General features: G+C 65.5%; 11 protein-coding genes and 2 tRNA genes. 10 read left to right on the plus strand and 3 right to left on the minus strand.

Going from position 1 to position 11118, the window contains the following annotated elements:
* The first annotated feature begins 161 nt into the window (after window positions 1-161).
* The 6 genes from gyrB (at window position 162) to HMPREF9062_RS01695 (ending at window position 5838) form a co-directional block, all read left to right on the plus strand.
* Complete coding sequence (gene gyrB / locus HMPREF9062_RS01675) at window positions 162-2258, plus strand: DNA topoisomerase (ATP-hydrolyzing) subunit B (RefSeq protein ID WP_034253513.1); 2097 nt, start codon at window positions 162-164, stop codon at window positions 2256-2258.
* Window positions 2259-2360: 102 nt separating this feature from the next.
* A complete protein-coding gene (gene gyrA / locus HMPREF9062_RS01680; protein WP_009748270.1) occupies window positions 2361-5006 on the plus strand; it encodes a DNA gyrase subunit A in 2646 nt (881 codons plus the stop codon).
* A complete protein-coding gene (locus tag HMPREF9062_RS01685; protein ID WP_009748271.1) occupies window positions 5003-5473 on the plus strand; it encodes a DUF3566 domain-containing protein in 471 nt (156 codons plus the stop codon). Before gyrA ends, HMPREF9062_RS01685 begins: the two co-directional genes overlap by 4 nt.
* Window positions 5474-5522: 49 nt before the next feature.
* Window positions 5523-5596 (plus strand) — tRNA-Ile (locus tag HMPREF9062_RS01690).
* Window positions 5597-5625: 29 nt separating this feature from the next.
* Window positions 5626-5760, plus strand: coding sequence for a DLW-39 family protein (locus HMPREF9062_RS13190; RefSeq protein ID WP_009748272.1), 135 nt, complete (start codon window positions 5626-5628; stop codon window positions 5758-5760).
* A 5-nt stretch (window positions 5761-5765) separates the two neighbouring features.
* Window positions 5766-5838 (plus strand) — tRNA-Ala (locus HMPREF9062_RS01695).
* Between the two features lie 545 nt (window positions 5839-6383).
* Here the strand turns inward: HMPREF9062_RS01695 and HMPREF9062_RS01700 are convergent.
* Both HMPREF9062_RS01700 and HMPREF9062_RS01705 read right to left on the minus strand, forming a co-directional pair.
* A complete protein-coding gene (locus HMPREF9062_RS01700) occupies window positions 6384-7226 on the minus strand; it encodes a rhomboid family intramembrane serine protease (protein ID WP_009748274.1) in 843 nt (280 codons plus the stop codon).
* A 154-nt stretch (window positions 7227-7380) separates the two neighbouring features.
* On the minus strand, window positions 7381-7902 hold the full coding sequence (locus HMPREF9062_RS01705; protein WP_009748275.1) for a peptidylprolyl isomerase: 522 nt from the start codon (window positions 7900-7902) through the stop codon (window positions 7381-7383).
* Between the two features lie 162 nt (window positions 7903-8064).
* Between HMPREF9062_RS01705 and HMPREF9062_RS01710 the strand changes: the two genes are divergently transcribed.
* Complete coding sequence (locus HMPREF9062_RS01710) at window positions 8065-8625, plus strand: hypothetical protein (protein WP_009748276.1); 561 nt, start codon at window positions 8065-8067, stop codon at window positions 8623-8625.
* Window positions 8626-8751: 126 nt separating this feature from the next.
* Window positions 8752-9618 (plus strand): aldo/keto reductase, encoded by an 867-nt coding sequence (locus HMPREF9062_RS01715; protein ID WP_009748277.1) that lies wholly within the window; start codon window positions 8752-8754, stop codon window positions 9616-9618.
* 37 nt (window positions 9619-9655) lie between these two features.
* Here HMPREF9062_RS01715 and HMPREF9062_RS01720 read toward each other — a convergent pair whose 3' ends face one another.
* Complete coding sequence (locus HMPREF9062_RS01720) at window positions 9656-9988, minus strand: cell division protein CrgA (protein ID WP_009748278.1); 333 nt, start codon at window positions 9986-9988, stop codon at window positions 9656-9658.
* 165 nt (window positions 9989-10153) lie between these two features.
* On the opposite strand from HMPREF9062_RS01720, the gene HMPREF9062_RS01725 reads away from it, so the two are divergent.
* Complete coding sequence (locus HMPREF9062_RS01725) at window positions 10154-10915, plus strand: class E sortase (protein ID WP_034253516.1); 762 nt, start codon at window positions 10154-10156, stop codon at window positions 10913-10915.
* Window positions 10915-11070 (plus strand): hypothetical protein, encoded by a 156-nt coding sequence (locus HMPREF9062_RS13070; RefSeq protein ID WP_009748280.1) that lies wholly within the window; start codon window positions 10915-10917, stop codon window positions 11068-11070. Before HMPREF9062_RS01725 ends, HMPREF9062_RS13070 begins: the two co-directional genes overlap by 1 nt.
* Window positions 11071-11118 lie beyond the last annotated feature (48 nt).

Raw genomic sequence — 11118 nt, forward strand, 5'->3', positions numbered from 1 at the left:
GGGCTTCTCCGGTTATTCACGGTAGGATCATCATTGAAATGCCCATGGCGCGCCCTGGGCTGATTGCAGGTACCCACCTACACGCCGCGGGACCGAGCCCGCCAGTCGGCGTCCAGAAGGGTCGGTGCCGCTCGGCGCATAGAACGAGGAGCAGCTGACACGTGTCTGACCAGGACCAGCCTGTGACTACCAGCGCGTCCGTTGCCGGTCGAGTTGCCGGTCAGGACGTCGGTCGTGAGGTCGGCCGGGGAACCGCCGGCTACGGCGCTTCCGACATCACCGTCCTCAAAGGGCTCGAAGCCGTCCGTAAGCGGCCCGGAATGTATATCGGCTCCACCGGTGAGCGGGGCCTCCACCACCTGGTGTACGAGGTTGTCGACAACGCCGTGGATGAGGCCCTTGCGGGTTTCTGCGACCACATCGAAGTCACCGTTCTGGCCGACGGCGGTCTGAGGGTCGTCGACAACGGCCGGGGCATCCCCGTCGACGAGCACCCGACCGAGCACAAGCCCACCGTCGAGGTCGTCATGACGATCTTGCACGCCGGTGGCAAATTCGGAGGCGGTGGATATGCGGTCTCGGGCGGTCTGCACGGCGTTGGCGTCTCGGTGGTCAATGCCCTGTCGACCCGTGTGAATACCGAGGTCCGCCGGCAGGGTCACGTCTGGCGCATGTCCTTCGCGGACGGCGGCCGTCCCACGACGTCGCTCATCAAGGGCGAGGAGACTACCGAGACCGGCACCACCCAGGTCTTCTACCCCGATCCCGCAGTCTTCGAAACGGTCGACTTCGACTACGAGACGCTGCGTCGGCGCTTCCAGCAGATGGCCTTCCTCAACAAGGGCCTGCGCATCACGCTGACTGATGAGCGCGAGCTTCCCGAGGCCGGCGATGAGATCGCCGGCTCCGATCAGCCGACGACGGACATCGCGCAGGGCGCGTCCGGCCGCAGCGTCAGTTATTACTACGAGCACGGGCTGCGCGATTACGTCGCCTTCCTCAACAAGTCCAAGAAGGTCGAGCTCGTCCATCCCGAGATCATCGATTTCGAAGCCGAGCAGCAACTTGACCCCACCCACGGGATCAGCCTTGAGATCGCCATGCAGTGGACCAGCGCTTATTCAGAGTCGGTCCACACCTATGCCAATACGATCAACACCACCGAGGGCGGCACCCATGAGGAGGGATTTCGCACGGCGTTGACCACTCTGGTCAATAAGTATGCTCGTGAGAAGGGTTTGCTCAAGGACAGGGATGACAATCTCACTGGTGATGACATCCGCGAGGGTCTGACCGCTGTCATCTCCGTCAAGCTCTCCGAGCCGCAGTTCGAGGGTCAGACCAAGACCAAGCTCGGCAATACTGAGGCGCGCACCTTCGTTCAGCAGACCGTTTACGCCCAGCTCGGCGACTGGTTCGACTCTCACCCGGCTGATGCCAAAGCGGTCGTCACCAAGGCCGCGCAGGCGGCTGCTGCGCGACTGGCCGCGCGCAAGGCTCGCGAGGCGACGCGTCGCAAAGGAGTCCTGGAGTCGGCCTCCATGCCGGGCAAGTTGCGCGACTGCTCATCCCGCGATGCCGACCGGTGCGAGATCTTCATCGTTGAGGGCGACTCCGCCGGCGGAAGCGCCGTCGGCGGACGCGATCCAGAGCACCAGGCGATCATGCCGATTCGCGGCAAGATCCTCAATGTCGAGAAGGCGCGGCTGGATCGGGCCCTGTCCTCCGATACGATCCGCAGCCTCATCACGGCCTTCGGCACGGGTATCGGCGAGGACTTCGATCTGACCAAGCTGCGCTATGGCAAGATCGTCATCATGGCCGACGCCGACGTCGATGGGCAGCACATCGCCACCCTCCTGCTGACTCTGCTGTTCCGCTACATGCGGCCGCTGATCGAGCAAGGGCACACCTATATCGCCATGCCGCCGCTGTACCGTCTTAAATGGACCAATGCCGATCACGAGTTCGCCTACTCCGACCTCGAGCGCGACCAGATGCTCAAGGCGGGGGCTGAGGCGGGCCACCGACTTCCCAAGGACGGCGGCATCCAGCGCTACAAGGGTCTGGGGGAGATGAATGATCACGAGTTGTGGGAGACGACCATGGATCCAACCCATCGGATCCTCAAGCAGGTCACTCTTGATGAGGCGGCCGACGCCGACGAGACCTTCTCCATTCTCATGGGAGACGACGTCGAGCAGCGGCGCTCCTTCATTCAGCGCAATGCTGCGGACGTGCGCTTCCTCGATATCTGAGCGGGTCGGACCGCCGGATGAGCGCACCGGTCCGCTTCCACCCGCCGCCGGATGGACGCACCCGCTGCTTCACGACAACCCAGGGAACGAGAAGGAACGACGTTGAGCGACGAGATCACTACCGAGCTCGGACCGACCGGCAACCGCATCCAGCCGGTCGATCTCCAGATGGAGATGCAGCGCTCCTACCTCGACTACGCCATGAGCGTCATCGTGGGACGCGCTCTGCCTGACGTGCGCGACGGCCTCAAGCCCGTCCATCGTCGCGTCCTGTACGCCATGTACGACGGCGGTTATCGTCCCGCCGCCTCGTTCTCCAAGTCCTCCCGCGTGGTCGGCGAGGTCATGGGCAATTACCATCCTCACGGCGACGTCGCGATCTACGACGCTCTGGCTCGTCTGGTGCAGTGGTGGTCCCTGCGCTACCCGCTCGTGTCCGGGCAGGGCAATTTCGGCACTCCCGGCAACCTGGGGCCGGCCGCCCCGCGGTACACGGAGTGCAAGATGGCGCCCCTGGCCATGGAGATGGTTCGTGACATCGACGAGGAGAGCGTCGATTTCCAGGACAATTACGACGGGAAGAACCAGGAACCGATCATCCTGCCGTCCCGCTTCCCGAATCTGTTGGTCAACGGCTCGGAGGGCATTGCGGTGGGCATGGCTACGCGCATCCCCCCGCACAACCTGCGTGAGGTCGCCTCGGGAGTGCAGTGGTTCCTCGAGCATCCGGACGCCTCCCGTGAGGAGCTCCTGGAAGCGCTCATCGAACGCATTCCCGGTCCCGATTTTCCCACCGGCGCCACTGTTCTGGGGCGTCGGGGCATCGAGGACGCCTACCGCACCGGCCGCGGCTCGATCACCCAGCGCGCGGTGGTCAACGTCGAGGAGATCCAAGGGCGGCAGTGCCTGGTGGTCACCGAGTTGCCCTACCAGGTCAACCCCGACAACCTCGCCGACAAGATCGCCCAGCTCGTGCGCGACGGTCAGATCGGCGGCATCGCCGATATCCGGGATGAGACGTCCGGGCGCACCGGTCAGCGCCTGGTCATCGTCCTCAAACGCGACGCCATCGCCAAGATCGTCCTCAACAACCTGTACAAGCGCACCCAGCTTCAGGACAACTTCCCGGCGAACATGCTGGCCCTGGTCGACGGTGTGCCGCGCACACTCAGCTTGGACGGTTTCGTGCGTCACTGGGTGGCCCACCAGATCGATGTCATCGTGCGCCGCTCCCGTTATCGTCTGCGCAAGGCCGAGGAGCGCTTGCACATCCTCGAGGGCCTGCTCAAAGCCATTGACGCGCTGGACGCCGTCATCGCCCTCATCCGTCGCTCCCCCACAACCGATGAGGCGCGCAGCGGACTCATGGGTCTGCTGGGCGTTGATGAGGCCCAGGCGGAGGCGATCCTCTCCCTCCAGCTGCGCCGTCTGGCCGCTCTTGAGCGCCTCAAGATCCAGCAGGAGAGCGAGGATCTGCGGGCCAGGGTTACCGACCTGCGGGAGATCATCGCCTCTCGGCAGCGTCAGCGGAGCATTGTCTCGGACGAACTGGCCGAGATCGTGAGGAAGTACGGCGACGAACGGCGCACCCGCATCGTGCCCTTCGACGGTGAGATGAGCATGGAGGACCTCATCCCCGAGGAGGACGTCGTCGTCACCATCACCCGTTCCGGTTACGCCAAGCGCACGCGCACGGACGCCTACCGCTCCCAGCATCGCGGGGGCAAGGGCGTCAGGGGTGCCGCCTTGCGGGAGGACGACGTCGTCAGCCACTTCTTCATCACGACGACGCACCGCTGGCTGCTCTTCTTCACCAATCTGGGTCGGGTCTACCGCGCCAAGGCCTATGAGCTGCCCGAGGGAGGACGCGACGCCAAGGGGCAGCACGTGGCCAACCTGCTGGCCTTCCAGCCGGGCGAGGAGATCGCTCAGGTCATGGAGCTGGGGACCTACGACCAGGCCGACTACCTCGTCCTGGCCACCCGCCGTGGTCTGGTGAAGAAGACCCGCCTGAGCGAGTACGAGTCCAACCGTTCCGGCGGCGTCATCGCCATCAATCTGCGCCAGGATGAGGAGGGACGCGCCGACGAACTCGTCTCCGCGGGCCTGCTGTCGACCGGTCAGGATCTGCTGCTGGTCTCCCGTGGGGGGCAGTCCCTACGTTTCACCGCCGATAGCGCGACTCTGCGTCCCACCGGCCGGGCGACCTCCGGCGTCACCGGCATGCGTTTCCGACAGGGAGATTCGCTGCTGGCCATGGACGTCGTCGACCCCGGGTGGACCGACGCCGATCTGTTCGTCGTGACCGAGGGGGGGTATGCCAAGCGCACGCTCGTCACTGACTACCCCGTGAAGGGGCGCGGTGGTCTCGGGGTGAAGGTCGCCAATCTCGTCGAAACCCGCGGCGACCTCGTGGGCGCGCTCGTCACTGTTCCCGGTGACGAGATCATGTGCATCATGGCCTCCGGCAAGGTGGTGCGCTCGGCTGTGTCCGAAGTCTCCCGGACCGGGCGGACCACGCAAGGTGTGACTTTCGCCAAGCCTGATGATGGCGACCGGATCATCGCTGTGGCCCGCAGCACCGAACGTGAGTTCGATGACCAGCTCGCAGTCGACGCTGCGGGGTCCGAAGCCGGATTCGCCGAGTCTGACGTGGCGGTTCCTACGAAGACGGCCACCATCACCGCTGCGCCGGAGGAGGCTGAGGCGGTAGGCTCGGGCGACGACGAGAGTGAGGTTCAGGCATGAGTCAGTCGGAGTCCTTCCCGCCCGTGGGGGGAGACAGCGCGTCCCCGAGCGCCGCCGGGAAGTCCGGGAACGGGAAGAAATCCGCCAAGACGATCGCCGGTCCACGGCGCGTGCGCCTGGCGCTGACCCGTGTCGACCCGTGGTCGATCATGAAGGTCTCCTTCATGCTGAGCGTGGCCGTGGGCATCATGATCGTCGTCGCGGCGATCTTCGTGTGGCTCATGCTCGACGCCCTGCACGTGTTCTCCACCATCAAGGAGCTGGCGAGCACGATCATGGAGTCCGAGAACAATGCGTATTCGGCACTCGTGGAGTATCTGGCCTTCAAGCGCGCGGTCTCGATGGCCATCATCATCGGTGTTGTGAACGTGGCGTTGACGACGGCGCTGTCCACAGTGATGGCGTTCCTCTACAACTTGACGGCGACGCTCGTCGGTGGGGTTCATCTCACACTGGCGGACGAGTGATCTGATTTGAAGGCGATCGACGCGGTGGGATACCCTCTTCCGCGTCATCGGGCCTATAGCTCAGTCGGTTAGAGCGCATCCCTGATAAGGATGAGGTCGCTGGTTCGAGTCCAGCTAGGCCCACCGCCCGCGGTAGGACGTGAGGAGGGTTCATGCGGAACCACAAGTTCGTCGTAGCCGCGGTTTTCTCGTTCCTCGGAGCGGTGTCCTATGCGGCATGGTTGAGGATCGAAGCGGCCCGTGCGGAGCGGGCCGCATGGGCCGAGGTCACCGATCCGGTCGACTGACTCACGGGGCTATGGCGCAATTGGTAGCGCACCTGCTTTGCAAGCAGGGGGTTACGGGTTCGAGTCCCGTTAGCTCCACCCTTTGACATTGTCGTACTATTCCGGGTCCTGCAGTCGCTGCGCGTCGGCTGCGGGGCCTTCATTCTCATCGGTGCGGCGGTCGGTCCATTCCTTCATGGCGCCGCGATGACCGGGTCCACCGGCCCCGGATGCTCCGGCGACGATGGCGTTCGGACGCTTCCTGGTGGGCCTCGGCGCCGGTGGAGCAGCGAGGCCGGACGGACGGGTAGCCGGGTGGTCGTCGGCAGCGGTCGAACAAGGAGCGGATGCGTCTCGTCCGCCAGTGGACTGCACGCGGGTCGGAAGCCACAGGTCCGTCGTCAGCGATGCACACCGGTGGACAGAGCAACACACGGGCCGGTGCTCACGGTGGTGGACGAGCGTGCGGCTCCATCGCCGGACTCTCCCCACCTGTGGGCAGGCCTGTGGAGAACGACAGCGCTGTTTTTCCACAGGTGTGCGCACAGCTGTGGATGAATGACAGTCGTGTGCTTCCCCAGTTCCACAGCTATGGACAGACCTGTGGAGAAGTGTTCGACCGGTGCGGGTTCCACGGGCCCCGCTCACACGAGTGCTGCGCGCAGGCAGATCAGACCGACGAGCAGTACCGCTAAGCCCGCGGTTCCCCACACCCCGTAGGCGGTGCGCCGCTCCCGAGGCGCCCACGCGTACAGCGCCGCGATGAGCGCCCCCGTCGCGAGTCCGCCCAGGTGCCCCTGCCAGGAGATGTACTCCCCCATGAAGGAGATGGCCAGGTTGACGGCGAGCAGCCCGAGGATCCCTGATGTGTCCCGACCGAAGCGGTGCTGAATGATGAACAGTGCTGCGAACAGTCCGAAGACCGCTCCCGAAGCACCCACCGTCAGACCCCACCATGAGGACATCGTCACTGGCGAGGCCAGCCAGTAGATCATGGTCGATCCGCCGACGGCGCTCAGCACGTACAGAGCGGCGAAACGCCACCGCCCGAGCACCGGCTCCAGGGCGCTGCCCAGTACCCATAGCGCCCACATATTGAAGGCCAGATGCCAGAGCGAGGCGTGGAGGAAGGCGGTCGTCACGAAGCGCCACGGTTCGCTGATCGCTGCCGCCGGTACGAAGGCGAACCGGTTTTCGAGCGGCTGATGGGTCAGCTGGATCAGGTAGACGGCCACGCAGGCGACCACGAGGATCTTGGTGACCAGCGCGTCGGTGACCGCGCGTCCACCGAGTAGGGATCGTGCTCCTCGACGGGAGGACCTGGCCCTGCGGACGCAGTCGACGCAGTGGACGCCGACGGCGCTCGGCACTTGGCACTGAGGGCATGCGGGCCGCCCGCAGCGCTGGCAGCGCACATAGGTCACCCGGTCCGGATGACGAGGACACACCGGAAGTTCGGCCGGTTGATCGGTGGCGGGCTGGGTCATGGCTTCTCCTGTCGGGCCATAGAGGTGGGAACGGGTTAGCGGGGCGGGAGGCGGTGATCGAGGATCGGGGTAGGGATACGGCGACGCCGCCGGTCCGCGGGCGGGCCGGCGGCGTCGCATTGTGCAATAGCGGTGCGCGCTTTGCGGGCTCGGGTCACTTCGCGACGGTGACCGAGTCGATGATGACGTCCTCGAGGGGGCGGTCGTGCGGATCGGTCGACACTGCGGAGATCGCGTCCACGACCTGGCGGGAGGCGTCGTCGGCGACCTGGCCGAAGATCGTGTGCTTGCCCTGAAGCCATTCAGTGGCCGCCGTCGTAATGAAGAACTGGGAGCCGTTGGTGCCCTTGCCCAGGCGACGGCCGGCGTTGGCCATGGCCAGGATGTAGGGCTGTGTGAACGCCAAAGACGGGTCGATCTCGTCGTCGAAGACGTAGCCGGGACCGCCGGTGCCCGTACCCAGGGGATCGCCCCCCTGAATCATGAAGTTCGGGATGACGCGGTGGAAGATGACACCCGAGTACAGGGGCGCGTTGGACTGCTCGCCCGTTCGCGGGTCGGTCCAGGTCTTCTCACCAGTCGCCAGGCCGACGAAGTTCGAGACGGTTTCAGGGGCCTGCTCCGGGAAGAGCTCGAGGCGGATGTCGCCGAGGTTGGTGTGCAGTGTCGCTTCCATGGCTGCATGGTCGCACGCGCGGCACGGACGAGGACGAGACGCTCGGCTGTGGACTCACCTGTTCACCCCAGGCAAAACGAGTACCCGGATCGTGGGTCGGGTGGGCCATTGGTGCGACGATGAGCTCCAAGCGACCTCATCGTTCCGACCAGGGAGGCCATCATGGCTTGCAAGACCTTCGAGAAGAAGATCGACACCGACCATCTCCGTCAGGAGGTCGCCTCCCTCGCCGAGAGCATCGCGGTTCGGGCCGAACGCGCTGCCGAGTGGGCGGCGCCCCGCATGGGCCGGGCCCGCGCCGAGGTCGTCAAGGCCGCCAAGGAGGCTCACTCCCGTGCCCAGCCCGTTGTGGATGAGGCCCGTACCCGCGTGGTCGAGGACTATGCCCCGGCCGCTCAGAGGGCTGCCGTCGCCGCTCAGGCCGCGGCCGGCGCCGACGGGGGTACGCTTACTGAGCGCGCTCAGCGCATCGCCGCCGCCGCGAAGAACGCGGCACTCGAGATTCCGGAGGTTCCCGTGAAGAAGAAGCACCCCGTCCTCAAGACGCTCGGTTGGCTCACGCTGGCCGGTGCAGCCGCGGGCGCCGTCTACGTCGTATGGCGCCGCAGCCAGCCCGTGGAGGATCCTTGGGCCGAGGAGTACTGGGCCGATTCCGACGAGGGCGAGGCCGTCACCGTGGGAGACGCCGCTCCTGCCGGCGAGGCGGCGGCAAGCAACCAGTAACATCGCATGCCACCGGGTGCGGTCGGCGCCGTTCCCCTCATTGCGGGGCGCACCGACCGCACCTGTGGTCGCAGGTCTTCTTCAACGGGCCCGCATTCGCGGGCGTGGGCGGATAGGCTTGGGAGCATGAACACTGCCGTTCCCGCACCTGTGACGTCTCTGATTCGGGGAACCAACGAGTCCGCTCCCCTCACGATGCCGCAGGTGGGCCTGGGCACCTACAAGGTCGACGTCGATCAGGCCGAACGCGTGGTGGCCGATGCTCTCGCAGTTGGCTATCGGCATATCGACACCGCCCAGATGTACGGCAATGAGGCTGGAGTCGGCGCCGCCATCGCCGCCTCGGGGATCCCGCGTGACCGGCTGTGGGTGACCTCCAAGCTCGACAATCCCAATCACCGGCGCGATGACGCCCTGCGCAGCTTCGACGCCACCATGCGCGACCTGCGTCTGGACGTGCTCGACCTCTTCCTCGTCCACTGGCCGCTGGCCGACTCCCCCGGCATCGACCTGGTCGATACCTGGCGCACCATGATCGAGATCCTGGAGTCGGGGCGGGTACGCGCCATCGGGGTATCCAATTTCCAGGCCGAGCATCTACACGCGATCATCGAGGCCACCGGTGTGACCCCGGCCGTCAACCAGATCGAACTTCACCCCTACCTCGCCCAGGAGCCGCTGCGGATTGTGCATCGCAGCCTCGGCATCGTCACCGAATCCTGGTCGCCCCTGGGACGGGGTCGGCTGCTGAAGGACCCGGTCGTCGTCGACATCGCGGCCGCGCTCGGTCTCGCGCCGGCCCAGGTCGTTATCCGATGGCACCTGCAGCACGGCCTGGTCGTCATTCCCAAGACCACTCACGTTGAACGCATGCATGTCAATGCCGATGTGTTCTCCTTCACCCTGTCGGACGAGCAGATGGCGGCGCTCGACGCCTTGGATCGGAACCTGCGCACCGGATCCCACCCCGACACCGTTCAGCGGCAGATGTAGGACGCCACAAGCGACGGGCCGCGTCCCTCCCGCGATCTCACTTCCAGCGCAGGAGCCCCAGGAAACCGAGCATCATAATGAGAAAACCCACGTAAAGGTTGCCGTTCTGAAGCCAGTCGCCGGCGTGGCTCTTCGTGAAGTACGGCAGCGGGTACTGGCCCTTGAAGAGGTAGGTCACGACGACCCACAGCAGCCCGATGACCATGAGAGTCACCATGCTGGGGGCGTACCAGTTGGGGCTGCCGGTGCGCCTGACTTTCACAGGGACGCGGGAGACACGATTCGCCGCGGCCCGTGATTCCTTTTCCGCGGCGGCCGCCTTGGCGGGGTTGCCCGAACGCTTGGGGTCGGACTTCTTCGACTTGGCCACGCGGGCCTCCTCACTGGCGGGTCGGTTGGGGACCCGGATCCACGACCGGGTTCGCACCTAGCCTAGGGCATACGGGAGTGAGATCCGTCAGGCACGAGTCGCATGCGGGGATGCGGCCCCTAGACTGGCCGACGGCACATGACTCCCAAGCCACAGGAGGACTTGATGGCATCCCATCGTCAGCAGACGAGGTCGCGCCGTCCTCGCTCGGCGCTCGATCGCGTTCTGTCGGGTTTCGGCGAACTCCTCATCACCGTCGGGCTCGTCGTCGCTCTTTTCCTGGTCTGGCAGTTGTGGTGGACCGGGATCGCCGCCGGACAGAAGGCCGAGGCGCACACGGCGGCCTTCCACGAGACCCAGGTGGAGTCCCCCAAGGTCGAGGGCGTCAAGCACACCGACGCACCACCGGCGTTCGACCCCGCCGACTACGGTCAGACGGTCGGCATGCTCGTCGTTCCCAAGTGGTACGGCGTGACCAACAACAACATGCCGATCCTTGAGGGCACGGGTAGCGACGTGCTCGACCAGGCCGCGGCCGGTCACTACCCCGAAACTCAGCAGGTCGGCGAAATCGGCAATTTCGCGCTCGCCGGCCACCGACGCACCAACGGCAATTCCTTCCTGCGGATCGACACCCTCGAGGAGGGCGATGAGATCATCGTCGCCACCAAGGACACCTGGTACGTCTACACGGTCAGTTCGCACGAAATCGTCGAACCGACGCAGGTCGACGTCATCGCTCCGGTGCCGGGCGACCAGAACGCCCAGCCCACGGAGCGCTACCTGACTCTGACGACCTGCCACTCCCTGACCACCGGCGAATGGGGCAACGACCACCGGTGGGTTGTTCACGCCAAGTTCTCCTACTGGATGCCCCGATCCGAGGGACGCCCCGCCTCGGTTCTGAGCGACCCGGAGGTCAACTGATGTACGGATGGATCTGGCGGCATCTGCCCGGCCCGGCCTGGTTCAAGGCCATTGAGGCGCTGGCTCTGACGGCCCTGACGGTACTCTTCCTGTTCGAGGTCGTCTTCCCCTGGGCCAACGAGACATGGAACCTTTCAGGCGAGGCGACCGTCTGAGAGGGGCTCGAGCAGGGCCCGCCCGACCCGTCGAACTCACGGAGATCG

This window comes from Actinomyces sp. oral taxon 448 str. F0400 (assembly GCF_000220835.1).
In the GTDB taxonomy this organism is placed as follows: Bacteria; Actinomycetota; Actinomycetes; order Actinomycetales; family Actinomycetaceae; genus Actinomyces.

What these genes read in the sequence shown, in the direction of transcription:
- HMPREF9062_RS01685 (WP_009748271.1), top strand. Translation starts at nt 5,003, where the DNA reads ATGAGTCAGTCGGAGTCCTTCCCGCCCGTGGGGGGAGACAGCGCGTCC.
- HMPREF9062_RS13190 (WP_009748272.1), top strand. Translation starts at nt 5,626, where the DNA reads ATGCGGAACCACAAGTTCGTCGTAGCCGCGGTTTTCTCGTTCCTCGGA.
- HMPREF9062_RS01700 (WP_009748274.1), bottom strand. Translation starts at nt 7,226, where the DNA reads ATGACCCAGCCCGCCACCGATCAACCGGCCGAACTTCCGGTGTGTCCT.
- HMPREF9062_RS01705 (WP_009748275.1), bottom strand. Translation starts at nt 7,902, where the DNA reads ATGGAAGCGACACTGCACACCAACCTCGGCGACATCCGCCTCGAGCTC.
- HMPREF9062_RS01710 (WP_009748276.1), top strand. Translation starts at nt 8,065, where the DNA reads ATGGCTTGCAAGACCTTCGAGAAGAAGATCGACACCGACCATCTCCGT.
- HMPREF9062_RS01715 (WP_009748277.1), top strand. Translation starts at nt 8,752, where the DNA reads ATGAACACTGCCGTTCCCGCACCTGTGACGTCTCTGATTCGGGGAACC.
- HMPREF9062_RS01725 (WP_034253516.1), top strand. Translation starts at nt 10,154, where the DNA reads ATGGCATCCCATCGTCAGCAGACGAGGTCGCGCCGTCCTCGCTCGGCG.
- HMPREF9062_RS13070 (WP_009748280.1), top strand. Translation starts at nt 10,915, where the DNA reads ATGTACGGATGGATCTGGCGGCATCTGCCCGGCCCGGCCTGGTTCAAG.